This is a genomic window from Prevotella sp. P5-126, from assembly GCF_002251185.1.
Classification (GTDB): domain Bacteria; phylum Bacteroidota; class Bacteroidia; order Bacteroidales; family Bacteroidaceae; genus Prevotella.
This window is the reverse complement of the sequence record NZ_NPIZ01000071.1, coordinates 1-25,202: the sequence shown is the minus strand read 5'-3', so window position 1 is coordinate 25,202 and position 25,202 is coordinate 1. Positions and strand designations below refer to the sequence as shown.

24 protein-coding genes are annotated in these 25,202 nt (G+C 48.1%); 21 read left to right on the top strand and 3 right to left on the bottom strand.

Going from position 1 to position 25,202, the window contains the following annotated elements; translation table 11 throughout:
* The first annotated feature begins 280 nt into the window (after positions 1 to 280).
* The 10 genes from CIK90_RS08575 to CIK90_RS08530 all read left to right on the top strand — a co-directional run bounded on the left by CIK90_RS08575 (position 281) and on the right by CIK90_RS08530 (position 10,416).
* The gene (locus tag CIK90_RS08575; protein ID WP_094464964.1) at positions 281 to 1,600 is read left to right on the top strand and encodes an ATP-binding protein; all 1,320 of its coding nucleotides are present in this window, start codon (positions 281 to 283) and stop codon (positions 1,598 to 1,600) included.
* Positions 1,601 to 2,289: 689 nt separating this feature from the next.
* Complete coding sequence (locus CIK90_RS08570; protein ID WP_094464958.1) at positions 2,290 to 3,261, top strand: PhoH family protein; 972 nt, start codon at positions 2,290 to 2,292, stop codon at positions 3,259 to 3,261.
* Positions 3,239 to 4,186 (top strand): phosphoribosylaminoimidazolesuccinocarboxamide synthase, encoded by a 948-nt coding sequence (locus CIK90_RS08565; protein ID WP_094435892.1) that lies wholly within the window; start codon positions 3,239 to 3,241, stop codon positions 4,184 to 4,186. Before CIK90_RS08570 ends, CIK90_RS08565 begins: the two co-directional genes overlap by 23 nt.
* Positions 4,187 to 4,189: 3 nt before the next feature.
* On the top strand, positions 4,190 to 4,921 hold the full coding sequence (gene ubiE / locus CIK90_RS08560; protein WP_094464956.1) for a bifunctional demethylmenaquinone methyltransferase/2-methoxy-6-polyprenyl-1,4-benzoquinol methylase UbiE: 732 nt from the start codon (positions 4,190 to 4,192) through the stop codon (positions 4,919 to 4,921).
* A gap of 16 nt (positions 4,922 to 4,937) precedes the next feature.
* On the top strand, positions 4,938 to 5,684 hold the full coding sequence (locus CIK90_RS08555) for a shikimate dehydrogenase (RefSeq protein ID WP_094390926.1): 747 nt from the start codon (positions 4,938 to 4,940) through the stop codon (positions 5,682 to 5,684).
* 27 nt (positions 5,685 to 5,711) lie between these two features.
* Positions 5,712 to 6,875: an AIR synthase-related protein gene (locus CIK90_RS08550; RefSeq protein WP_094390925.1), complete on the top strand. Its 1,164-nt coding sequence runs from the start codon at positions 5,712 to 5,714 to the stop codon at positions 6,873 to 6,875.
* On the top strand, positions 6,876 to 7,985 hold the full coding sequence (prfA, locus tag CIK90_RS08545) for a peptide chain release factor 1 (RefSeq protein WP_094464954.1): 1,110 nt from the start codon (positions 6,876 to 6,878) through the stop codon (positions 7,983 to 7,985).
* A gap of 12 nt (positions 7,986 to 7,997) precedes the next feature.
* Positions 7,998 to 8,144 carry a hypothetical protein gene (locus tag CIK90_RS14205; protein ID WP_158215002.1) on the top strand — a complete coding sequence of 49 codons (147 nt, stop codon included), beginning with the start codon at positions 7,998 to 8,000 and terminating at the stop codon, positions 8,142 to 8,144.
* Between the two features lie 3 nt (positions 8,145 to 8,147).
* Positions 8,148 to 8,978, top strand: a complete 831-nt coding sequence (pyrF, locus tag CIK90_RS08540) for an orotidine-5'-phosphate decarboxylase (RefSeq protein ID WP_094464952.1) — start codon at positions 8,148 to 8,150, stop codon at positions 8,976 to 8,978.
* A 457-nt stretch (positions 8,979 to 9,435) separates the two neighbouring features.
* The gene (locus CIK90_RS08530) at positions 9,436 to 10,416 is read left to right on the top strand and encodes a GNAT family N-acetyltransferase (protein WP_094464948.1); all 981 of its coding nucleotides are present in this window, start codon (positions 9,436 to 9,438) and stop codon (positions 10,414 to 10,416) included.
* Between the two features lie 601 nt (positions 10,417 to 11,017).
* Here the strand turns inward: CIK90_RS08530 and CIK90_RS08525 are convergent.
* From CIK90_RS08525 to CIK90_RS08515, 3 genes are read right to left on the bottom strand one after another with little or no spacing between them, the layout of a single operon-like run.
* Positions 11,018 to 12,001: an esterase-like activity of phytase family protein gene (locus tag CIK90_RS08525; RefSeq protein WP_254046314.1), complete on the bottom strand. Its 984-nt coding sequence runs from the start codon at positions 11,999 to 12,001 to the stop codon at positions 11,018 to 11,020.
* Complete coding sequence (locus tag CIK90_RS08520) at positions 11,988 to 12,686, bottom strand: DUF2461 domain-containing protein (protein ID WP_094435898.1); 699 nt, start codon at positions 12,684 to 12,686, stop codon at positions 11,988 to 11,990. The genes CIK90_RS08525 and CIK90_RS08520 overlap by 14 nt, the downstream gene beginning before the upstream one ends.
* Before the next feature lie 12 nt (positions 12,687 to 12,698).
* Positions 12,699 to 13,490 (bottom strand): TrmH family RNA methyltransferase, encoded by a 792-nt coding sequence (locus CIK90_RS08515; RefSeq protein WP_371595997.1) that lies wholly within the window; start codon positions 13,488 to 13,490, stop codon positions 12,699 to 12,701.
* 548 nt (positions 13,491 to 14,038) lie between these two features.
* Here CIK90_RS08515 and CIK90_RS08510 point away from each other — a divergent pair.
* The 11 genes from CIK90_RS08510 (at position 14,039) to CIK90_RS08455 (ending at position 24,781) form a co-directional block, all read left to right on the top strand.
* On the top strand, positions 14,039 to 14,671 hold the full coding sequence (locus tag CIK90_RS08510; protein ID WP_094464962.1) for a LexA family transcriptional regulator: 633 nt from the start codon (positions 14,039 to 14,041) through the stop codon (positions 14,669 to 14,671).
* Positions 14,616 to 15,944, top strand: a complete 1,329-nt coding sequence (locus tag CIK90_RS08505; RefSeq protein ID WP_254046313.1) for a Y-family DNA polymerase — start codon at positions 14,616 to 14,618, stop codon at positions 15,942 to 15,944. The genes CIK90_RS08510 and CIK90_RS08505 overlap by 56 nt, the downstream gene beginning before the upstream one ends.
* Positions 15,945 to 16,654: 710 nt before the next feature.
* Entirely contained in the window at positions 16,655 to 17,626 is a 972-nt protein-coding gene (locus CIK90_RS08495; RefSeq protein ID WP_094464958.1) for a PhoH family protein, read from the top strand.
* On the top strand, positions 17,604 to 18,551 hold the full coding sequence (locus CIK90_RS08490; RefSeq protein WP_094435892.1) for a phosphoribosylaminoimidazolesuccinocarboxamide synthase: 948 nt from the start codon (positions 17,604 to 17,606) through the stop codon (positions 18,549 to 18,551). The genes CIK90_RS08495 and CIK90_RS08490 overlap by 23 nt, the downstream gene beginning before the upstream one ends.
* A 3-nt stretch (positions 18,552 to 18,554) precedes the next feature.
* Positions 18,555 to 19,286, top strand: a complete 732-nt coding sequence (gene ubiE, locus CIK90_RS08485) for a bifunctional demethylmenaquinone methyltransferase/2-methoxy-6-polyprenyl-1,4-benzoquinol methylase UbiE (protein ID WP_094464956.1) — start codon at positions 18,555 to 18,557, stop codon at positions 19,284 to 19,286.
* Positions 19,287 to 19,302: 16 nt separating this feature from the next.
* A complete protein-coding gene (locus CIK90_RS08480) occupies positions 19,303 to 20,049 on the top strand; it encodes a shikimate dehydrogenase (RefSeq protein WP_094390926.1) in 747 nt (248 codons plus the stop codon).
* A 27-nt stretch (positions 20,050 to 20,076) separates the two neighbouring features.
* Complete coding sequence (locus tag CIK90_RS08475; protein WP_094390925.1) at positions 20,077 to 21,240, top strand: AIR synthase-related protein; 1,164 nt, start codon at positions 20,077 to 20,079, stop codon at positions 21,238 to 21,240.
* Positions 21,241 to 22,350: a peptide chain release factor 1 gene (prfA, locus tag CIK90_RS08470; RefSeq protein ID WP_094464954.1), complete on the top strand. Its 1,110-nt coding sequence runs from the start codon at positions 21,241 to 21,243 to the stop codon at positions 22,348 to 22,350. It begins immediately after the preceding gene.
* A gap of 12 nt (positions 22,351 to 22,362) precedes the next feature.
* Complete coding sequence (locus CIK90_RS14200) at positions 22,363 to 22,509, top strand: hypothetical protein (RefSeq protein WP_158215002.1); 147 nt, start codon at positions 22,363 to 22,365, stop codon at positions 22,507 to 22,509.
* Positions 22,510 to 22,512: 3 nt separating this feature from the next.
* Positions 22,513 to 23,343 (top strand): orotidine-5'-phosphate decarboxylase, encoded by an 831-nt coding sequence (pyrF, locus tag CIK90_RS08465; protein WP_094464952.1) that lies wholly within the window; start codon positions 22,513 to 22,515, stop codon positions 23,341 to 23,343.
* Positions 23,344 to 23,800: 457 nt separating this feature from the next.
* Positions 23,801 to 24,781, top strand: a complete 981-nt coding sequence (locus CIK90_RS08455) for a GNAT family N-acetyltransferase (RefSeq protein WP_094464948.1) — start codon at positions 23,801 to 23,803, stop codon at positions 24,779 to 24,781.
* The last annotated feature ends 421 nt before the right edge of the window (positions 24,782 to 25,202 follow it).

The window sequence follows — 25,202 nt, the reverse complement described above, 5'->3', positions numbered from 1 at the left end:
TTAACCTTAACGCTAATCACTAACCTATAACCCATAACCTTTAACCTTTAACCTTTAACCTATAACCTTTAAACACCTCTAAACACTCCGTGTTCTCCGTGTGTTCCGTGGATTTTTTACCGGAGCACACATGAAGGGAATAAATAAAAAAACTTAAAACGACGAATAAACAGGTTGATATTCAAGTAATTTTATTATCTTTGCATTCGAAACCGCTGTTTCGGAAATGGCGGTTTCGGAAAAATTTCCATCGAAAATGAAGTTCTAAATATGTAGTATTATGAAATTTTTTGGAAGACATAACGAAATAAAAGAGTTGCAAGAAACAAGAAACCTGTCTTTGCAAACGGCTCGTTTCACTATCGTGACTGGACGCAGACGTAGCGGAAAGACGTCCTTGTTGATAAAAGCATACGAGGATGTGCAGGATATGCTGTATTTTTTTGTTGCAAGAAAATCAGAAGCAGAGCTCTGCAGAGATTTTATCGAAGAGATGACAAGCAAGCTACAGCTTCCTATTCTCGGCGAGGTTACACGTTTTGCAGACATTTTTAAATATCTGTTGCAACTGTCCAAGACTCGTCCTATCACACTCGTCATTGATGAGTTTCAAGATTTCAAGCGGGTTAATCCTTCAATCTTTTCAGACATGCAAAAGATTTGGGATCTCAACAAACAGGAAGCTCATATCAATCTCGTGGTCTGCGGTTCTGTATATTCGTTGATGAACATCATCTTTAAAAACAACAAACAACCTCTCTACGGCAGGCAGACTGGAGAAATAAAAGTCACTCCATTTCCCCCTTCTGTTATCAAGGAAATCATCTCTACATATAATCCATCCTACACCAACGAAGATTTACTGGCACTATACAGTTACACTGGCGGTGTGGCAGAATATGTTGAAATGATGATGGATACAGGAGCCACGACCAAGGAAGAGATGACAGAGAGGTTTGTTGCCAAAAACTCTTATTTCATATACGAAGGGAAAAATATGCTGATAGAAGAATTTGGCAAAGACTATGCCCGTTATTTCGAGATATTACAACTTATCGCTTCTGGTCACACGACTCGTAGTGAAATTGAAAGTATCATGAAAACAGAACTTGCGGGCTATCTCACCAAACTGGAGAATGACTATTGCTTGATATCCCGTTATACCCCGATGTTTCAAAAGACCAATCGAAACATACGTTATCAGATAGAAGACAACTTCCTTCGCGTTTGGTTTCGCTACATCTATAAATATGGATATATGATAGAGGTTGGCGCCAATAAAAAACTAAAGATGGTTATTGACAAGAACTACACCACATACACCGGTAAGGTTCTGGAAAGATATTTTACGGCAAAGATGATAGAAAGTGAAGAATATACTCAGATTGCTTCCTGGTGGGACAGAAAAGGCGAGAACGAAATTGATATTATCGCTGCCGATGAACTGGAAAAGAAAGTTATTTTTTATGAGGTAAAACGCCAAGCCCAGGATATCAACCTCGGTATCTTAAAAGATAAAGCTGAGCATTTCTTTCAGACTACAGGTAAATTCAAGAAATTCAATATTGAATACCAAGGTTTGTCGATGGAGGATATATAATCCACGGAGGGCACTCTGAATAATCCACGGAGCACACGGAGGACACGGATCATCGGATTGTTTTCGTTAAGCCATGAGCAGAATAAAGCTCGCTTTAATTATGCCGTGGCGAGAAAACAAAGGCGTAGCCAATTTAGACGGATGTTAAACGGATATTTTTTTGGTTGCGCGAGCGCAAGAAATCTTTGGGGGAAATCTTTAATAAAAATATGGCCTGTGGCCAGAAATCAATCATCGGATCTTAGACGGAATTTATACGGAAACAAAATCTTTAAGAAAATCTTAACAGAAAATGCGCTCGAGTTCCTCGCTTCTGGGAAGGATTTTTATGGGGATCGCCTTACAGGCTCGAAATCTTAAATAAAATCTTGAAAATAATCTTTAACTAGAATCTATAAACATTAAACTTTAAACTATAACCTATAACCTTTAAACTATAACCTTTAAACTATAACCTTTAACCTATAAACACTAAAAACTCCGTGTCTTCTGTGTGATCCGTGGATTTTTTACCGGAGCACAATAAAAAAGGAAAACGGAGGTTTATTTTGTATTTCACTCGATTTGCACTACCTTTGACCTGCGATCGAAGGTACTCTCGTTCGGGAATAAAAAAGAAAACCGAGTTTTCTTTTTGTATTCCGCTCACTTATTCGTACCTTTGCAACGAAATTGAAAAAAGGAAGATTTTGATAGAGAAACATATAGTATTAGAGGATATTGATCCTGTGGTGTTCTATGGAGCAGGGAACGCACATCTGCAGATGATGAGGGCGCTGTTTCCTAAACTTCGCATTGTGGCACGAGACAATGTGATCAGAGTGCTTGGCGATGAGGAACAAATGGCGGCATTTGAAGAGAGTGCCGAGAAAATAAGGCAACACGTGCTGAAATTCAATGCACTGCAAGCAGAGGACATCCTCGATATCGTGAAAGGACACCGTACCAAGGACGAAGTACCGGACGGTGTCGTCTGCTATTCTATGGCAGGAAGACCTATCAAGGCTCGGTCGGAGAACCAACAGGCATTGATAGATGCCTATAACGATAACGATATGGTGTTTGCCGTGGGACCGGCAGGAACGGGAAAGACATACCTCTCTATCGCCCTGGCGGTGAAAGCACTGAAAGAGAAGACAGCGAAGAAAATCATTCTGTCACGACCTGCCGTGGAAGCCGGCGAGAAACTGGGATTCCTTCCCGGTGATATGAAAGATAAGATAGACCCATACCTGCAACCACTCTATGACGCCATGGAGGATATGTTGCCACAGGTGAAACTGCAGGATATGATGGAGAAGCACATCATACAGATCGCGCCATTGGCGTTTATGCGCGGACGCACCCTGTCTGATGCGGTCGTCATACTGGATGAAGCACAGAACACCACCCCCCAGCAGATACGTATGTTTCTGACACGCATGGGATGGAACACCAAGATGATCATCACGGGTGATATGACACAGATAGACCTGCCACACGAACAGAAGAGCGGACTGAAAGAGGCGCTCTCCATCCTGCGAGGCATCGAAGGAATAGGCGTGGTGGAACTCAACAGAAAAGATATCGTGCGCCATAAACTCGTGACACGTATCGTCAACGCCTACGAGAAGTTTGATAAAAAAACAAATAAAAAAGATGAAAGCATTAACAAGGACTGACTTCAACTTTGAAGGACAACAGAGTGTGTACCACGGAAAGGTACGCGACGTTTACAACATCAACGACGACCTGATGGTCATGGTTGCCACAGACCGTATCTCGGCCTTTGACGTAATCCTGCCCAAAGGTATTCCCTTCAAGGGACAGGTGCTCAACCAGATTGCAGCGAGATTCCTCGATGCCACCAGCGACATCTGCCCCAACTGGAAACTCGCCACACCAGACCCCATGGTTACTGTCGGTCTGAAATGTGAAGGTTTTCGCGTGGAGATGATCATCAGAGGCATTCTCACCGGTTCGGCATGGAGAGACTACAAGAACGGATGCCGAGAGATCTGCGGTGTGAAACTGCCCGAAGGTATGAAGGAGAACCAGCGTTTCCCAGAGCCTATCATCACCCCGACAACAAAGGCTGATGAGGGTCACGACCTAAATATCTCACGCGAGGAGATCATCGCACAGGGTATCGTATCAGCAGAAGACTATGCTGTGATGGAAGACTACACCCGTCGCCTCTTTGCACGCGGACAGGAGATTGCCGCCAAGCAGGGCCTCATCCTCGTAGATACCAAATACGAATTTGGAAAGCGCGATGGAAAGGTATATCTCATCGACGAGATCCACACCCCCGACTCCTCACGTTACTTCTATGCTGACGGCTACGAAGAGAAATTTGAGAAGGGAGAGCCCCAGAAGCAGTTGTCGAAGGAGTTTGTACGCCAGTGGCTCATCGAACATAACTTCATGAACGAGCCCGGCCAGACCATGCCAGAGATCACCGATGCCTATGCAGAGAGCGTCAGCGAGCGCTATATCGAGCTCTATGAGCATATCACCGGAGAGAAATTTGTCAAGGCCAGCGACAACGACGATATCGCTGCACGCATCGAGAAGAATGTTGCCAACTATCTGAAGACAAGATAAAGGATGTATCAGCAAGAGACGATCAAGCCCTATCACGAGGGCGAGAAGACAACGCAGGTGGAGCAGATGTTTGACAACATCGCTCCCACCTACGATACCCTAAACCATCGTCTCTCGTGGGACATAGACAGGGGATGGCGGAAGAAAGCCATCGGTCAACTGGCACCCTATCAGCCACAGACCATCCTCGATATTGCCACAGGAACAGGCGATTTCGCCATCTTAGCCGCCAAGCTGTTGAAGCCCACCACACTCATAGGGGCAGACATCAGCGAGGGCATGATGGAGATCGGACGGCAGAAAGTGGAGCAGGAAGGACTGCAGGACATCATCTCGTTTCACAAAGAAGACTGTCTGCACCTCTCCTACGACAGCGATACCTTCGATGCTGTGACGGCAGCCTTCGGCATCCGTAACTTCGCAGACCTCGACCAAGGACTCCGAGAGATCTGCAGGGTATTGAAACCCGGAGGCCATCTGAGTATCGTGGAACTCACCACCCCCGTGGCATTCCCCATGCGCCAACTCTTCCACCTCTACTCCCATACCGTGCTCCCCCTCTATGGCAGACTCATCTCTAAAGACAGTTCCGCCTATTCGTACCTCACCCGTACGATCGAGGCATTCCCACAGGGAGAACAGATGGTAGGAATACTGAAGAAAGCAGGATTTGCCGAAGCCTCCTTCCGACGACTGACCTTCGGCATCTGCACCATGTATCAAGCAACGAAATAGAACAATACATAGACAAATGGATAAATACGGACTCATCGGCTATCCCCTTGGCCACTCCTTCTCCATCAGCTATTTCAATCAGAAATTTGCTGATGAAAGCATCGATGCAGTTTATGAGAACTTTGAAATTCCGACCATCGACTCACTTCCCGAAGTACTCGACTCCAACCCGAACCTCAAAGGACTCAATGTGACCATCCCCTATAAAGAGAAGGTCATCCCCTTCCTGGACACCATCTCTCCAGAGGCACGCGCCATCGGAGCCGTCAACGTGATACGGGTGACACACACGGGGAAAGAGATCACGCTGAAGGGTTATAACTCAGACGTGATAGGATTCACAAAGAGTATAGAACCCATGCTCGACAAGAAATGGCATAAGAAAGCCCTTATCCTCGGTACAGGAGGAGCGTCGAAGGCCGTCAACTACGGATTGCATAACCTTGGACTTGAGACCGTGTTTGTCAGCAGATACGAGCGCCCCGACACGATACAGTATGAACGCATCACCCCTGATGTCATCAAGGAATATAATGTGATCGTCAACTGCACCCCTGTGGGCATGTATCCCAAGACCGAGGCCTGTCCGATGCTGCCCTATGACGCGATGGACAGCCACACCATCCTCTATGACCTCATCTACAACCCCGACGAGACCCTCTTCATGAAGAAAGGAGCAGCGCGCGGAGCCAATGTGAAGAACGGCCTGGAGATGCTCCTGCTGCAAGCTTTTGCCAGTTGGGAGTTCTGGCACGAGAAATAAGACAACCACCTATTTAAATATTAGATTATGGACAACAGATATATGATGCGCGGTGTCAGTGCCGCCAAAGAAGATGTTCACAACGCCATTAAGAACATCGACAAAGGAGTCTTCCCACAGGCTTTCTGTAAAATCATCCCCGATATATTAGGAGGGGATCCCGAATACTGTAATATCATGCACGCAGACGGTGCAGGAACGAAGTCATCACTCGCCTACCTCTATTGGAAGGAGACTGGTGACCTCAGTGTTTGGAAGGGTATCGCACAGGATGCCATCGTGATGAATACCGACGACCTGCTCTGCGTAGGAGCCGTTGACAACATCCTGGTGAGTTCGACCATCGGACGCAACAAGAAACTCGTTCCCGGTGAGGTCATCTCCGCCATCATCAACGGCACCGACGAACTCTTGGGAGAGTTGCGTGAGATGGGAATCGGCATCTATCCCACAGGTGGTGAGACAGCCGATGTGGGCGACCTGGTGCGCACCATCATCGTGGACTCTACCGTCACCTGCCGCATGAAGCGCAGCGATGTCATCGACAATGCCAATATCCGTCCCGGTGATGTCATCGTAGGACTGTCGTCAACAGGCCAAGCCACCTACGAGAAGCGTTACAACGGCGGTATGGGCAGTAACGGACTGACGTCAGCACGCCATGATATGTTTGCCAAATACCTGGCAGAGAAATACCCAGAGAGTTTCGACCATGCCGTCCCCGACGAACTCGTCTATAGCGGTAAATACCAACTGACTGATGCTGTAGAGGGATCCCCTGTGGATGCCGGACAGCTCGTGCTCTCCCCCACCCGCACCTATGCTCCTGTCATCAAGAAGCTCCTTGATGAGTTGCGCCCAGAGATACACGGCATGGTACACTGCACCGGTGGAGCCCAGACCAAGGTATTGCATTTCGTGAGCGACAACTGTCGTGTAGTGAAAGACAATATGTTCCCCGTCCCCCCATTGTTCCATGCCATCCACGAATGTTCAGGCACCGACTGGCGTGAGATGTACCAGGTATTCAATATGGGACACCGTATGGAGATCTACGTACGTCCAGAAGTGGCAGAACGCGTCATCGCCATCAGTAAGTCGTTTAACATCGACGCACAGGTCGTGGGCCATATCGAAGAAGGTCAGAAGAGTCTTACTATACAATCAGAATTCGGAACATTCAACTACTAAATGGAAAGTAACAGCATATTACAGAAACTCGACGGACTAGAGGCACGTTTTGAGGAAGTGTCAACACTCATCACCGACCCTTCTGTCATTGCCGACCAGAACCGTTTTGTCAAGCTCACCAAGGAATACAAAGACTTGGGAGATATCATGGATGCCCGCAAGCGTTATATCGCCTGTCTGAACAGTATCAAGGAAGCCAAGGATATCCTTGCCAATGAGGACGATGCGGAGATGAAGGAAATGGCACGTGAGGAACTCTCGGAGAACGAGCGCCTCCAACCCCAGTTGGAAGAAGAGATCAAGATCGCCCTCATCCCGAAAGATCCGGAAGATGCCAAGAATGTGCAGATGGAGATCCGCGCAGGAACAGGAGGTGATGAGGCAGCCCTCTTTGCCGGTGACCTCTTTAAGATGTACAAGAGCTATTGCGACTCGAAGGGATGGAACCTTTCCATCACCTCGGTATCGGAAGGTGCAGTAGGCGGTTTTAAGGAAATAGACTTTGCCGTGAGCGGTGCTGATGTCTATGGTACGCTGAAATACGAATCAGGCGTACACCGCGTGCAACGTGTACCAGCTACCGAGACCCAGGGTCGTATGCATACCAGTGCCGCCACTGTTGCCGTACTTCCCGAAGCCGATAAGTTTGAAGTACATATCAACGAAGGAGAGATCAAATGGGACACCTTCCGCAGTTCCGGTGCAGGAGGACAGAATGTGAACAAGGTAGAATCGGGTGTGCGTCTGCGTTATATGTGGAAGAATCCGAATACCGGTGAGACCGAAGAGATCCTCATCGAGTGTACGGAGACCCGTGACCAGCCTAAGAACAAAGAGCGTGCGTTGTCGCGCCTCTATACCTTCATCTACGACAAGGAGCATCAGAAATATGTGGATGACATCTCATCACGTAGAAAATCGCTTGTCTCTACCGGAGACCGTTCTGCCAAGATCCGTACGTATAACTTCCCACAGGGTCGTGTCACCGACCACCGTATCGGTTATACGACACACGACCTGCAGGGATTCCTCGGCGGAGACATCCAGGAGATGATCGATGCCCTCACCGTGGCAGAGAATGCCGAGCGCATGAAGGAGAACGAACTCTAAATCAATAATAACATGGGACAGTTTTATACCAGACGAAACGACGAGAAGGATGACAACAAGAAGACTGTTGCCGCCGAGGAATTCGTGAACCTCATAACCTCTATGAAACGTACGACAGACCAGCAAAAAGAACCTCCAAAAACAGAAACAAAAAAATAGATTATGAACAGACAGCAACTCATCGAACAGATCAAGACGAAGAAGTCTTTCCTCTGTGTAGGTCTCGACACAGACTTGAAGAAAGTGCCACAACATATTCTTAATGAGGAAGATCCTATCTTCTCATTCAACAAAGCCATCGTCGATGCCACAGCCCCCTACTGTGTGTCATACAAGCCCAACCTGGCCTTCTACGAGGCTTTTGGTGTGAAGGGTTTGATATCGTTTGAGAAGACCGTGAAATACCTCAAGGAGAACTACCCCCATCATTTCATCATCGCTGATGCGAAGCGTGGTGATATCGGCAATACCTCTGCGATGTATGCGCGTACCTTCTTTGAGGAGTATGACATCGACTCGCTGACGGTGGCTCCCTACATGGGTGAAGACAGTGTGACTCCCTTCCTCGGTTATGAGGGTCACTGGGTTATCCTGTTGGCGCTGACCTCCAACAAGGGTTCTCTCGATTTCCAAATGACGACCGACGAACAGGGTGAGCGTTTGTTTGAGAAAGTATTGAAGAAGAGTCAGCAGTGGGGCACGAAGGATAATATGATGTATGTGGTGGGTGCCACCCAGGGTCGTATGTTTGAAGACATCAGAAAACTGGCTCCGGAGCATTTCCTGTTGGTTCCCGGTGTTGGTGCTCAGGGCGGTAGTCTGGAAGAGGTTTGTCGCTATGGTATGACCAGCGACTGTGGCTTGTTGGTGAACTCGTCACGTGGCATCATCTATGCCTCAACGGGTAACGACTTCGCTGAGGTTGCTGGCCAAAAGGCCAAGGAGCTCCAAGAGCAAATGGCTGTACAGCTGCAATCTGCCGGAGTCATCTGAAATCTCACACTCTGAATAATCCACGGAGGGCACTCTGAATAATCCACGGAGGACACTCTGAATAAATCCACGGAGCACACGGATGACACGGATTTTTTATCCACGGAGCACACGGAGGGCACGGATATTTTGGGTTGCGCGAGCGCAAGAAATCTTGGAGGAAATCTTATTTAAGATGTTGCTTCGCAAGAAATATTGTGGATTCGCAGTTTATCTCCAAATAAAATCTTTAACAAAAATATTTGACCAAAATGCGCAACAGTACGTTGCTTTGCAGGAGGGGCTTCTTGGGGATCGCATCGGAGATGCTCGAAATCTAAACGAAAATCTTAAAAAGAATCTTTAACTAGAATCTCTAAACTTTAAACTATAAACTCTAAACTAAACACTCCGTGTTCTCCGTGTGTTCCGTGGATTAAAAAAGATCGGTGGGAGCTGTGTGATATAAAAGGAAGAGATGATGAGAACGAGAATCTATGAGCATGTGGTAGAGTTGCCCGATTTCCCCTGCAGGAAGTATTTCCATAGCAGGCAATTGATGCAGATCTACGAAGACGCACAACGCCAGAAACCCTATATGGTCGTGGTGAGCGACGATGACGAACAGGTTGTCGCCCACCTACTCGCGGTGGTGCGCCAACACAGACTCTGGATACCACCGTTCCTCATGCAACACGCATGGATCATAGGAGAAGGGGAATATGAACGCGGTGTCAACAACCGGGAGGAGGTGTTTGACATGATGGTCAGTGCACTCAAGAACAAGCTGCAACACCAGGTGTTGTATTTTGAACTGTTAGGTTTCGAGCAGAAGATGTTTGGCTATGGTGCCTTGCGGCGCATGGATTTCTTCCCCGTGAAATGGATGTCTGTGCATAACTCCCTCCACTCTGCCCCACCACAGGACCGTATCTCAGAACGCCTGCTACACCGTATAGAGAACGGTATCGCGCGAGGTGCGGTGACCAAGAAGGTGGAGAATGACGAGGAATTCGATGCCTTCTTCAAACTCCTCAGTCAGTACAACTGGTTGAAGCCCTACCACTATCAACCACCAGCATCCTTCTTCCGTTCGCTGATGGATGACGGTCACTGTCAGATCTTCATCACCTTGTTTCATGGACATGTGATTGGTGCTGCGGTATGTATCTATTCTGAAAACGATGTGTATCTCTGGTATTCTGCTGCGCGTCGGAAATCGATGGCGCCACTGCATCCTCTCGCTGTGACGTTATGGAAGGCGATGACGGATGCCCACGAGGCGGGTTATGACCATGTGCGTTTCCTCAACGTAGGTATGCCGTTTCGTAGGAATCCCTATCGTGACTTCATCCTTCGGTTCGGTGGCAAGGAATGTAGCACCTACCGGTGGTTTCTGACTCCCATCAAATGGGTGAATCATTTCTTTACGTGGCTTTGGCGGATCATCGGAATTTAAACGGAATTTATACGGATTTTTTTTTGTTGCCTAAAGGCAAGAAATCTTTGAGGAAATCTTCTTTAAAGAATGGCCGGAGGCCAGAAATGATTTATTCACTCAGCCTCCGTAAACATAATCTTTAAGAATATGATTTTGGATACACAAGCAACGACGGGCTGAAGGCCCAATGGCTTCCTTAGCCCAGGGTAACACCCTGTGGACTTGATGTAACATATACACCTACGTCCTGTAAGGACAAAAGTAAAACCTGGGTAGGGTGATAGCAAAAATCTTTAAACAAAAATCCTAAACAAAATGCGCTCTTCCTCAGGGTGTTGCCCTGGGCTAGGGAAACCATTGGGCTTTCAGCCCGTTTTTGCTTGTGTATCAAAATCTTTAGAAGAATCCTAACTGAAAATGCGCAACAGTACGTTGCTCTGCAGGAGGGATTTAATGGGGATCGCCTTACAGGCTCGAAATCTTAACGAAAATCTTTAGAATAATCTTTAACTAGAATCTTTTTCCGTGTCTTCCGTGTGTTCCGTGGATTATTAGAGTGTGTTCCGTGGATTATTAGAGTGTGTTCCGTGGATTATTAGAGTGTGTTCCGTGGATAAAGTCAGTCAGACAACAGTAAGGTCTTGAACCAATCTTTCAATACCCCTTTATACTGATTCTGGGAATCGGCGACCAGGATAAGGACCTGACGACCGTCAGGGAGGCGTGGACCAAGACACATACCCTCGTAGTTTGCAATATGCTGGGTGGTGAGGTTCAACCGCGTGGTCCAAGAGTAGAGTAACTGTTTGGGAAGCACCGCGTCTTCCGCTGTATGAAGGGGATCAATCAGAAACAGGCGACAGGTCACAAAAGAGCCGATATAGTGTTGAGCCACAAAGAACTCACGTTCCAATACCAATAAGCGACCATCAGGAAGCGCTGTCAGTGCAGACACACCATAGACATCGGTACCTCTGCGTTTATTGGTTTGTGGGGCATCCATCACATAGCGCCATTGCCCAGAACAGGTAAGACTGTCAGAAAACTGCAACAGGCGTTGTGAGGTCTCACCAGCGAGTGGAGCTTCTGTAACCGTCCAGAAATGGTGAGAGGCAGGGTGATAGGTCAGCGCCTCCAGACCTTGGTTGGCATGTGCCTGACGGATTACGGTGGGGATATCGAGGCGACGTCCTGTCAACTGTCCTGCAAGGGAATATTCCAGAACTTCATTATCGTGTTCACCACTGATAAACAGGGTGCTATCGGGAGTGAACAACGCAATCCCCTCTTCATCACGGTTGGGAATGGCAGAAGAACGGAAGCCCTCATGACGGACATCCGTGAGTTCACCAGAAACAGAGTCAACCATCATAGTAAAGACATGGAAGCCACTGGTAGCAGCCTTATCGTCAACCACAGCATATCGGTTGTTGCCCAATGGTGTTATCCCACTATAGTTACCCGGTGGTACAGATGAAGGGAAATGATGTTGCGGTAAGCCTTCAACCAGGAATGTTGTATCAGGCAATATCTGTGCTGTTACCTGATGTATGACGACCATCAGGAGCACAGCGATGACCAGCAACCGTTTATTCATAGTCATCGACCACACTATTGATGAAATCCATCATGGGTTTCGCCACTTTGAAGATTTCGATGGCGCGTTGCATCCAGTCGGGTTGAGCAAAGAAATCATCGTCAACACGTCGCCAGCAACAATAGTCTTTCTGACGCAGGTAGCGCAGGTAGGCATAGTCGCGTGGAAATCCCACAGGACATGTTTTCAGATGCGTCATACCAAACCCTTGCGCATCCTCCCAAGTGGCAGAATCGGGAGAACCAAAGAGATGTAGGAAGTCGGGATTCTCCACACAGCGCAGCCACTCCTCTTCATTGGCCATGATTTCATTGCGACATGCCGTCAGGATATTGGTAGGTAGCCAATAGGTGCCTACTGCCAATATACACTGTCCCGGTTCTATATGCACATAATAGCCGCCATGGAGAGATTTCTTGCCATGGGCAGAGATATACACGCAGAAATGGCGCTTATAGGGAGACTTATCAGGTGAGAAGCGCGTATCGCGATTGAAACGATAGACGCAGTCTTTCACAGAGAGGTGTGCCACGGTAGGATCGAAGGAAGCAATCTGTCGTATCAGTTGTGTAGCCTCCGTTTCAAACTCCTGTCGTGCAGTCTGATACTCGTTTTTATGTTCTTGAAACCACTGTCTGTTGTTATTGACAGCAATAGCCTTGAGGAAGTCGTATATGAGGGTAGTATTCATAGAAAGTCATTTTTATAGTGCTGCAATCTGTCGCTGTCGTACAGCCTCGAAGAGGAGGATGGCCGCAGAGACACTGACGTTAAGGGAGTCGAGGCGTCCCAACATAGGGATGCAGATATGTGCTGATGCCGCCTCCCGCCACTGTTGGGTGAGTCCTGTGGCTTCAGTACCCATGACGATAGCAGTAGGCTGTTGCATATCGACATCATAATAGAGGTGGGAATCCTGCAGTTGTGCTGTCAGAATCTGTATGTTTCTATCTTTCAAGAACTGGATACATTCCTCTGACGAGCAGGCAACGGTCGGTACGGTGAAGATTGCCCCGATACTGCTGCGTATCAGATTAGGGTTGTGGAGGTCTGTCAGTGGATCGCAGACGATCACCGCGTCAGCCTGTGCAGCATCAGCAGAACGGAGTACCGCTCCGAGGTTGCCAGGCTTCTCTACGCGTTCTAAGATGACGAGTAATGGTGATGAAGACAGTTTCAGTTCGTTCAGCGTCAGTGGTTTGTCGAAGACCACGGCAACGACTCCCTCTGTAGATCCTCGGTATGCGATTTTCTCATAGACCTTAGGTGTCACGGTGAAGAGGTGTGGTGCAGATGGTCTGGTGTCTTTTGCTAACTCAGGGCACAGGAAGACAGACTCTATCTGATAGCCAGCCTCCTGACAGTGTTGTAGTTCGCGGAGTCCCTCAACGACGAAGACGCCTTGTTTGCGGCGCTCTGATGATTTCTGTTGTAGGAGAACCAGTCGTTTGACCTGTGGGTTCTGAAGACTTGATATTACTGTTTCGTTCATCATATTTATTCTTTGTTTTGATGCTGTTTGTGGTGCATCATCGCACTGAATGGGTTTTGATTTGCAAAGTTACGACTTTCTTCGACAAATATCGCACGGATCACCGGAAATTTATCCACGGAGGGCACTCTAAATAATCCACGGAGGACACGTTTTTTTATCCACGGAGCACACGGAGGACACGGATTTTTTTAGTAGCTACGCTAGAAATCTTTGGGGGAAATCTTCTTTAAGATGTTGCTTCGCAAGAAATGAAATTCCTATGAACCAAAATCTTTAAAATAAAATCCTGACGAAAATACGCTCGAGTTCCTCGCTTTTGGGAAGGGGTCTATTATGGATCGCATCGGAGATGCTCGAAATCTAAACTAAAATCTTAACAAAAATCTTTAACCTATAACCTATAAACAATAAACACTCCGTGTCCTCCGTGTGTTCCGTGGATTTTTTGGGGTTAGCGTTAAGGTTATACAGTATAGTGTTAAACTTTGAAAAGTGTATGACGGAAATCAAAATTATTTCTTAACTTTGCAGTATCAATTCCAAGACTCATGACAGAACAACAGCAAGACAAGCAATGGGGAGGGCGCCGGAAAGGTGCAGGGCGGCCACCAACAGACAGTAAATCATTTACTTTCCGTGTACCAGGCGATGTAGCACATATCATTGATTCACAGGAGAATAAAACAGAGTTTATCAAGCGTTGCATCATCAGAAGCATACAGGGAGAGGAGGCATCCGTCAATACCTTGTCGTGGGGTAACGTATATCCCGCTACTCGTCTCAAAGAGATGCACTTGCCTTTCTTCGATGTACGTATTGTGGCAGGGTTTCCCCTACCCCTCGACAACGACGAGCGCAGTCAGGACATCGACCTGCTGAAGATGTTGTGTGCCAATCCAGAGGCCTGTTATCTGATTCGTGTCAAAGGGCGTTCGATGATTGATGCCGGTATTATGGATGGCGATATTGTCATTGTGGATAAGAGCAACCGCACTCCGTCTCCTTCGGAAGTTGCAGTATGTGAACTGAATGGTGAATACACCCTCAAGCGTTTTGAACGCCGTGGTGACACCGGTTGGCTGATTCCTGCCAATCCCGACTATCCAGAGATAGAGATCACCCCCAATGATTCATTCAGTATTTGGGGCACCGTCACCTATATCATCCACAAGCCCCATTGAGACCATGTATGCCCTGGTAGATTGCAACAGTTTTTTTTGTTCGGTAGAACGTGTATTCCATGCTGGTTTGCGCCACAAGCCCCTGGTGGTCTTGTCGAGCAACGATGGCTGTATTGTGGCGCTCACCCCTGAAGCCAAAGCCATCGGTCTTCATCGTGGTGACCCGATATTCCAGGTGGAAGACATTGTGAAGGCCCATCATGTAGAAGTGTTTTCAGGTAATATGTATCTCTATGCTGCCATGAGCAAGCGTATCACCAGTATCTTACGCCATTCCATCCATCAGGTGGAGAACTACAGTATCGACGAGAGTTTCTGTAATCTAACAGGCTATGGAGGTCATTTCGACCTTGTCGGTATGATGCGCGACATAGGACGTAAGATTCAACTATGGACAGATATTCCTGTCAGCATTGGCATTGCCCCTACTAAAACATTGGCCAAGATGGGTAGTAAGTTTGCCAAGCAATATCGTGGTTACAAAGGCGTATGTCTCATTGAGAGTACCGCACAGCGTCGTAAGGCCCTGTCGATGTTCGACCTTTCTGATGTTTGGGGCATAGGGCGTCATACCCTTGAGTGCCTCAACTATCACGGCATCAGTACACCATTGGAGTTTGCAGACAAGAGTGAGGCATGGGTGAAGTCACATTTACACAAGCCAGGAGTACAGACATGGCTTGAACTCAATGGTATTCCTGTTATCGATACGTCAGAGGTTGTGCGCAGAAAGACCATCTGCACCAGTCGTAGCTTTGGTGATATGGTCAGCGACCTTGCTTCCTTAAAGGCAGCAGTAGCCTCTTTTTCCGCCAGTTGCGCCAATAAGTTGCGTGCAGACGGATCGGCAGGCAAGACGGTGAGTGTATTTCTTTATAGCAACAGGTTTCGTGAAGATCTTCCGCAATACAACAATACTGCATCGGTGTCCTTGTTACTCCCCACATCGGACACCATGGAACTGACTCAAGCAGCTCTACGTGTGCTTTCAGCCATCTATCATCCCGATATCCTTTACAAGAAGGCTGGTGTTGTCATCAGTGATATTGTGTCAGCGACTCCTATGCAGACCGACCTTTTTGATACGATTCATAATCGGCAAGAGCGCAACAGTCTGATGAACACGACAGACCGCCTTAACCACCGTTATGGATTGAAAACCATTCGATTGGCAGTGGAAGGTACGGAACGGCAAGCCTGGATGGTGAAATCTGATCACCGTAGTCCTAACTATCTCACTGACATCACTCAACTCCTTACTATCCGCATCTGAATATCTCACACGGATTGTTTTTATCCACGGAGGGCACGGATCATCGGAATTTTATCCACGGAGCACACGGAGGACACGGATCATCGGATTGTTTTCGTTAAGCCATGAGCAGAATAAAGCTCGCTTTAATTATGCCGTGGCGAGAAAACAAAGGCGTAGCCAATTTAGACGGATGTTAAACGGATATTTTTTTAGTTGCCTGAAGGCTAGAAATCTTTTGTGGAAATCTTATTTAAAGAATGGCCGGGGGCCAGAAATCAATCATCGGAATTTAGACGGAAATATAATCTTTAACCAAAATCCTAAACAAAATGCGCTCGAGTACCTCGCTTTTGGGGTGAATTTTATTATGGGGATCGCCTTACAGGCTCGAAATCTTAACGAAAATCTTAACGAAAATCATTAACTAGAATCTATAACCTCTAAACACTAAACTATAAACTTTAACCTTTAAACTATAACCTTTAAACTATAACCTTTAACCTATAAACACTAAAAACTCCGTGTCTTCTGTGTGATCCGTGGATTTTTTACCGGAGCACAATAAAAAAGGAAAACGGAGGTTTATTTTGTATTTCACTCGATTTGCACTACCTTTGACCTGCGATCGAAGGTACTCTCGTTCGGGAATAAAAAAGAAAACCGAGTTTTCTTTTTGTATTCCGCTCACTTATTCGTACCTTTGCAACGAAATTGAAAAAAGGAAGATTTTGATAGAGAAACATATAGTATTAGAGGATATTGATCCTGTGGTGTTCTATGGAGCAGGGAACGCACATCTGCAGATGATGAGGGCGCTGTTTCCTAAACTTCGCATTGTGGCACGAGACAATGTGATCAGAGTGCTTGGCGATGAGGAACAAATGGCGGCATTTGAAGAGAGTGCCGAGAAAATAAGGCAACACGTGCTGAAATTCAATGCACTGCAAGCAGAGGACATCCTCGATATCGTGAAAGGACACCGTACCAAGGACGAAGTACCGGACGGTGTCGTCTGCTATTCTATGGCAGGAAGACCTATCAAGGCTCGGTCGGAGAACCAACAGGCATTGATAGATGCCTATAACGATAACGATATGGTGTTTGCCGTGGGACCGGCAGGAACGGGAAAGACATACCTCTCTATCGCCCTGGCGGTGAAAGCACTGAAAGAGAAGACAGCGAAGAAAATCATTCTGTCACGACCTGCCGTGGAAGCCGGCGAGAAACTGGGATTCCTTCCCGGTGATATGAAAGATAAGATAGACCCATACCTGCAACCACTCTATGACGCCATGGAGGATATGTTGCCACAGGTGAAACTGCAGGATATGATGGAGAAGCACATCATACAGATCGCGCCATTGGCGTTTATGCGCGGACGCACCCTGTCTGATGCGGTCGTCATACTGGATGAAGCACAGAACACCACCCCCCAGCAGATACGTATGTTTCTGACACGCATGGGATGGAACACCAAGATGATCATCACGGGTGATATGACACAGATAGACCTGCCACACGAACAGAAGAGCGGACTGAAAGAGGCGCTCTCCATCCTGCGAGGCATCGAAGGAATAGGCGTGGTGGAACTCAACAGAAAAGATATCGTGCGCCATAAACTCGTGACACGTATCGTCAACGCCTACGAGAAGTTCGATAAAAAAACAAATAAAAAAGATGAAAGCATTAACAAGGACTGACTTCAACTTTGAAGGACAACAGAGTGTGTACCACGGAAAGGTACGCGACGTTTACAACATCAACGACGACCTGATGGTCATGGTTGCCACAGACCGTATCTCGGCCTTTGACGTAATCCTGCCCAAAGGTATTCCCTTCAAGGGACAGGTGCTCAACCAGATTGCAGCGAGATTCCTCGATGCCACCAGCGACATCTGCCCCAACTGGAAACTCGCCACACCAGACCCCATGGTTACTGTCGGTCTGAAATGTGAAGGTTTTCGCGTGGAGATGATCATCAGAGGCATTCTCACCGGTTCGGCATGGAGAGACTACAAGAACGGATGCCGAGAGATCTGCGGTGTGAAACTGCCCGAAGGTATGAAGGAGAACCAGCGTTTCCCAGAGCCTATCATCACCCCGACAACAAAGGCTGATGAGGGTCACGACCTAAATATCTCACGCGAGGAGATCATCGCACAGGGTATCGTATCAGCAGAAGACTATGCTGTGATGGAAGACTACACCCGTCGCCTCTTTGCACGCGGACAGGAGATTGCCGCCAAGCAGGGCCTCATCCTCGTAGATACCAAATACGAATTTGGAAAGCGCGATGGAAAGGTATATCTCATCGACGAGATCCACACCCCCGACTCCTCACGTTACTTCTATGCTGACGGCTACGAAGAGAAATTTGAGAAGGGAGAGCCCCAGAAGCAGTTGTCGAAGGAGTTTGTACGCCAGTGGCTCATCGAACATAACTTCATGAACGAGCCCGGCCAGACCATGCCAGAGATCACCGATGCCTATGCAGAGAGCGTCAGCGAGCGCTATATCGAGCTCTATGAGCATATCACCGGAGAGAAATTTGTCAAGGCCAGCGACAACGACGATATCGCTGCACGCATCGAGAAGAATGTTGCCAACTATCTGAAGACAAGATAAAGGATGTATCAGCAAGAGACGATCAAGCCCTATCACGAGGGCGAGAAGACAACGCAGGTGGAGCAGATGTTTGACAACATCGCTCCCACCTACGATACCCTAAACCATCGTCTCTCGTGGGACATAGACAGGGGATGGCGGAAGAAAGCCATCGGTCAACTGGCACCCTATCAGCCACAGACCATCCTCGATATTGCCACAGGAACAGGCGATTTCGCCATCTTAGCCGCCAAGCTGTTGAAGCCCACCACACTCATAGGGGCAGACATCAGCGAGGGCATGATGGAGATCGGACGGCAGAAAGTGGAGCAGGAAGGACTGCAGGACATCATCTCGTTTCACAAAGAAGACTGTCTGCACCTCTCCTACGACAGCGATACCTTCGATGCTGTGACGGCAGCCTTCGGCATCCGTAACTTCGCAGACCTCGACCAAGGACTCCGAGAGATCTGCAGGGTATTGAAACCCGGAGGCCATCTGAGTATCGTGGAACTCACCACCCCCGTGGCATTCCCCATGCGCCAACTCTTCCACCTCTACTCCCATACCGTGCTCCCCCTCTATGGCAGACTCATCTCTAAAGACAGTTCCGCCTATTCGTACCTCACCCGTACGATCGAGGCATTCCCACAGGGAGAACAGATGGTAGGAATACTGAAGAAAGCAGGATTTGCCGAAGCCTCCTTCCGACGACTGACCTTCGGCATCTGCACCATGTATCAAGCAACGAAATAGAACAATACATAGACAAATGGATAAATACGGACTCATCGGCTATCCCCTTGGCCACTCCTTCTCCATCAGCTATTTCAATCAGAAATTTGCTGATGAAAGCATCGATGCAGTTTATGAGAACTTTGAAATTCCGACCATCGACTCACTTCCCGAAGTACTCGACTCCAACCCGAACCTCAAAGGACTCAATGTGACCATCCCCTATAAAGAGAAGGTCATCCCCTTCCTGGACACCATCTCTCCAGAGGCACGCGCCATCGGAGCCGTCAACGTGATACGGGTGACACACACGGGGAAAGAGATCACGCTGAAGGGTTATAACTCAGACGTGATAGGATTCACAAAGAGTATAGAACCCATGCTCGACAAGAAATGGCATAAGAAAGCCCTTATCCTCGGTACAGGAGGAGCGTCGAAGGCCGTCAACTACGGATTGCATAACCTTGGACTTGAGACCGTGTTTGTCAGCAGATACGAGCGCCCCGACACGATACAGTATGAACGCATCACCCCTGATGTCATCAAGGAATATAATGTGATCGTCAACTGCACCCCTGTGGGCATGTATCCCAAGACCGAGGCCTGTCCGATGCTGCCCTATGACGCGATGGACAGCCACACCATCCTCTATGACCTCATCTACAACCCCGACGAGACCCTCTTCATGAAGAAAGGAGCAGCGCGCGGAGCCAATGTGAAGAACGGCCTGGAGATGCTCCTGCTGCAAGCTTTTGCCAGTTGGGAGTTCTGGCACGAGAAATAAGACAACCACCTATTTAAATATTAGATTATGGACAACAGATATATGATGCGCGGTGTCAGTGCCGCCAAAGAAGATGTTCACAACGCCATTAAGAACATCGACAAAGGAGTCTTCCCACAGGCTTTCTGTAAAATCATCCCCGATATATTAGGAGGGGATCCCGAATACTGTAATATCATGCACGCAGACGGTGCAGGAACGAAGTCATCACTCGCCTACCTCTATTGGAAGGAGACTGGTGACCTCAGTGTTTGGAAGGGTATCGCACAGGATGCCATCGTGATGAATACCGACGACCTGCTCTGCGTAGGAGCCGTTGACAACATCCTGGTGAGTTCGACCATCGGACGCAACAAGAAACTCGTTCCCGGTGAGGTCATCTCCGCCATCATCAACGGCACCGACGAACTCTTGGGAGAGTTGCGTGAGATGGGAATCGGCATCTATCCCACAGGTGGTGAGACAGCCGATGTGGGCGACCTGGTGCGCACCATCATCGTGGACTCTACCGTCACCTGCCGCATGAAGCGCAGCGATGTCATCGACAATGCCAATATCCGTCCCGGTGATGTCATCGTAGGACTGTCGTCAACAGGCCAAGCCACCTACGAGAAGCGTTACAACGGCGGTATGGGCAGTAACGGACTGACGTCAGCACGCCATGATATGTTTGCCAAATACCTGGCAGAGAAATACCCAGAGAGTTTCGACCATGCCGTCCCCGACGAACTCGTCTATAGCGGTAAATACCAACTGACTGATGCTGTAGAGGGATCCCCTGTGGATGCCGGACAGCTCGTGCTCTCCCCCACCCGCACCTATGCTCCTGTCATCAAGAAGCTCCTTGATGAGTTGCGCCCAGAGATACACGGCATGGTACACTGCACCGGTGGAGCCCAGACCAAGGTATTGCATTTCGTGAGCGACAACTGTCGTGTAGTGAAAGACAATATGTTCCCCGTCCCCCCATTGTTCCATGCCATCCACGAATGTTCAGGCACCGACTGGCGTGAGATGTACCAGGTATTCAATATGGGACACCGTATGGAGATCTACGTACGTCCAGAAGTGGCAGAACGCGTCATCGCCATCAGTAAGTCGTTTAACATCGACGCACAGGTCGTGGGCCATATCGAAGAAGGTCAGAAGAGTCTTACTATACAATCAGAATTCGGAACATTCAACTACTAAATGGAAAGTAACAGCATATTACAGAAACTCGACGGACTAGAGGCACGTTTTGAGGAAGTGTCAACACTCATCACCGACCCTTCTGTCATTGCCGACCAGAACCGTTTTGTCAAGCTCACCAAGGAATACAAAGACTTGGGAGATATCATGGATGCCCGCAAGCGTTATATCGCCTGTCTGAACAGTATCAAGGAAGCCAAGGATATCCTTGCCAATGAGGACGATGCGGAGATGAAGGAAATGGCACGTGAGGAACTCTCGGAGAACGAGCGCCTCCAACCCCAGTTGGAAGAAGAGATCAAGATCGCCCTCATCCCGAAAGATCCGGAAGATGCCAAGAATGTGCAGATGGAGATCCGCGCAGGAACAGGAGGTGATGAGGCAGCCCTCTTTGCCGGTGACCTCTTTAAGATGTACAAGAGCTATTGCGACTCGAAGGGATGGAACCTTTCCATCACCTCGGTATCGGAAGGTGCAGTAGGCGGTTTTAAGGAAATAGACTTTGCCGTGAGCGGTGCTGATGTCTATGGTACGCTGAAATACGAATCAGGCGTACACCGCGTGCAACGTGTACCAGCTACCGAGACCCAGGGTCGTATGCATACCAGTGCCGCCACTGTTGCCGTACTTCCCGAAGCCGATAAGTTTGAAGTACATATCAACGAAGGAGAGATCAAATGGGACACCTTCCGCAGTTCCGGTGCAGGAGGACAGAATGTGAACAAGGTAGAATCGGGTGTGCGTCTGCGTTATATGTGGAAGAATCCGAATACCGGTGAGACCGAAGAGATCCTCATCGAGTGTACGGAGACCCGTGACCAGCCTAAGAACAAAGAGCGTGCGTTGTCGCGCCTCTATACCTTCATCTACGACAAGGAGCATCAGAAATATGTGGATGACATCTCATCACGTAGAAAATCGCTTGTCTCTACCGGAGACCGTTCTGCCAAGATCCGTACGTATAACTTCCCACAGGGTCGTGTCACCGACCACCGTATCGGTTATACGACACACGACCTGCAGGGATTCCTCGGCGGAGACATCCAGGAGATGATCGATGCCCTCACCGTGGCAGAGAATGCCGAGCGCATGAAGGAGAACGAACTCTAAATCAATAATAACATGGGACAGTTTTATACCAGACGAAACGACGAGAAGGATGACAACAAGAAGACTGTTGCCGCCGAGGAATTCGTGAACCTCATAACCTCTATGAAACGTACGACAGACCAGCAAAAAGAACCTCCAAAAACAGAAACAAAAAAATAGATTATGAACAGACAGCAACTCATCGAACAGATCAAGACGAAGAAGTCTTTCCTCTGTGTAGGTCTCGACACAGACTTGAAGAAAGTGCCACAACATATTCTTAATGAGGAAGATCCTATCTTCTCATTCAACAAAGCCATCGTCGATGCCACAGCCCCCTACTGTGTGTCATACAAGCCCAACCTGGCCTTCTACGAGGCTTTTGGTGTGAAGGGTTTGATATCGTTTGAGAAGACCGTGAAATACCTCAAGGAGAACTACCCCCATCATTTCATCATCGCTGATGCGAAGCGTGGTGATATCGGCAATACCTCTGCGATGTATGCGCGTACCTTCTTTGAGGAGTATGACATCGACTCGCTGACGGTGGCTCCCTACATGGGTGAAGACAGTGTGACTCCCTTCCTCGGTTATGAGGGTCACTGGGTTATCCTGTTGGCGCTGACCTCCAACAAGGGTTCTCTCGATTTCCAAATGACGACCGACGAACAGGGTGAGCGTTTGTTTGAGAAAGTATTGAAGAAGAGTCAGCAGTGGGGCACGAAGGATAATATGATGTATGTGGTGGGTGCCACCCAGGGTCGTATGTTTGAAGACATCAGAAAACTGGCTCCGGAGCATTTCCTGTTGGTTCCCGGTGTTGGTGCTCAGGGCGGTAGTCTGGAAGAGGTTTGTCGCTATGGTATGACCAGCGACTGTGGCTTGTTGGTGAACTCGTCACGTGGCATCATCTATGCCTCAACGGGTAACGACTTCGCTGAGGTTGCTGGCCAAAAGGCCAAGGAGCTCCAAGAGCAAATGGCTGTACAGCTGCAATCTGCCGGAGTCATCTGAAATCTCACACTCTGAATAATCCACGGAGGGCACTCTGAATAATCCACGGAGGACACTCTGAATAAATCCACGGAGCACACGGATGACACGGATTTTTTATCCACGGAGCACACGGAGGGCACGGATATTTTGGGTTGCGCGAGCGCAAGAAATCTTGGAGGAAATCTTATTTAAGATGTTGCTTCGCAAGAAATATTGTGGATTCGCAGTTTATCTCCAAATAAAATCTTTAACAAAAATATTTGACCAAAATGCGCAACAGTACGTTGCTTTGCAGGAGGGGCTTCTTGGGGATCGCATCGGAGATGCTCGAAATCTAAACGAAAATCTTAAAAAGAATCTTTAACTAGAATCTCTAAACTTTAAACTATAAACTCTAAACTAAACACTCCGTGTTCTCCGTGTGTTCCGTGGATTAAAAAAGATCGGTGGGAGCTGTGTGATATAAAAGGAAGAGATGATGAGAACGAGAATCTATGAGCATGTGGTAGAGTTGCCCGATTTCCCCTGCAGGAAGTATTTCCATAGCAGGCAATTGATGCAGATCTACGAAGACGCACAACGCCAGAAACCCTATATGGTCGTGGTGAGCGACGATGACGAACAGGTTGTCGCCCACCTACTCGCGGTGGTGCGCCAACACAGACTCTGGATACCACCGTTCCTCATGCAACACGCATGGATCATAGGAGAAGGGGAATATGAACGCGGTGTCAACAACCGGGAGGAGGTGTTTGACATGATGGTCAGTGCACTCAAGAACAAGCTGCAACACCAGGTGTTGTATTTTGAACTGTTAGGTTTCGAGCAGAAGATGTTTGGCTATGGTGCCTTGCGGCGCATGGATTTCTTCCCCGTGAAATGGATGTCTGTGCATAACTCCCTCCACTCTGCCCCACCACAGGACCGTATCTCAGAACGCCTGCTACACCGTATAGAGAACGGTATCGCGCGAGGTGCGGTGACCAAGAAGGTGGAGAATGACGAGGAATTCGATGCCTTCTTCAAACTCCTCAGTCAGTACAACTGGTTGAAGCCCTACCACTATCAACCACCAGCATCCTTCTTCCGTTCGCTGATGGATGACGGTCACTGTCAGATCTTCATCACCTTGTTTCATGGACATGTGATTGGTGCTGCGGTATGTATCTATTCTGAAAACGATGTGTATCTCTGGTATTCTGCTGCGCGTCGGAAATCGATGGCGCCACTGCATCCTCTCGCTGTGACGTTATGGAAGGCGATGACGGATGCCCACGAGGCGGGTTATGACCATGTGCGTTTCCTCAACGTAGGTATGCCGTTTCGTAGGAATCCCTATCGTGACTTCATCCTTCGGTTCGGTGGCAAGGAATGTAGCACCTACCGGTGGTTTCTGACTCCCATCAAATGGGTGAATCATTTCTTTACGTGGCTTTGGCGGATCATCGGAATTTAAACGGAATTTATACGGATTTTTTTTTGTTGCCTAAAGGCAAGAAATCTTTGAGGAAATCTTCTTTAAAGAATGGCCGGAGGCCAGAAATGATTTATTCACTCAGCCTCCGTAAACATAATCTTTAAGAATATGATTTTGGATACACAAGCAACGACGGGCTGAAGGCCCAATGGCTTCCTTAGCCCAGGGTAACACCCTGTGGACTTGATGTAACATATACACCTACGTCCTGTAAGGACAAAAGTAAAACCTGGGTAGGGTGATAGCAAAAATCTTTAAACAAAAATCCTAAACAAAATGCGCTCTTCCTCAGGGTGTTGCCCTGGGCTAGGGAAACCATTGGGCTTTCAGCCCGTTTTTGCTTGTGTATCAAAATCTTTAGAAGAATCCTAACTGAAAATGCGCAACAGTACGTTGCTCT